General features: G+C 70.2%; 1 protein-coding gene. It reads right to left on the bottom strand.

Translation table 11 applies throughout. The features are described from left to right. A partial coding sequence (locus EAD96_RS00810; RefSeq protein WP_121682914.1) for an ATP-binding cassette domain-containing protein occupies positions 1–285 on the bottom strand: 285 nt, incomplete at its 3' end. Between the last annotated feature and the right edge of the window lie 94 nt (positions 286–379).

The raw sequence follows: 379 nt of genomic DNA, 5'->3' as shown, positions 1-379 counted from the left end.
GGTCAGGAGGTCCCGGCCCTGGTACAGGATCTGGCCGGAGCGGACGTGGGCCGGGGGAGTGTCGAGGATGCCCATGATCGCCTGGGCGGTCACCGACTTGCCGGAGCCGGACTCGCCGAGCACCGCCAGGGTCTCGCCCGCGTCCAGGTGGTACGAGACCCCGTTGATCACCTTGGCCACGCCCTCATGGGTGCGGAACTCGACGTGCAGGTCGCGTACCTCGAGCAGGTGGCCGCCGGGCGGGGTGGGAGAGGCCGGCGTCGGCCGGACAGCGGACTGGGTCATGAGAGTTCACCGCAGCTTCGGGTCGAAGGCGTCACGGATCGCGTCGCCGAGCATGATGAACGCCAGCACGGTCAGCGCGAGGAAGGTCGACGGG

The organism is Micromonospora sp. BL1, assembly GCF_003667485.1.
GTDB classification, from domain to species: Bacteria; Actinomycetota; Actinomycetes; order Mycobacteriales; family Micromonosporaceae; genus Micromonospora; species Micromonospora tulbaghiae.
This window is presented reverse-complemented; position numbering and strand designations above follow the sequence as displayed.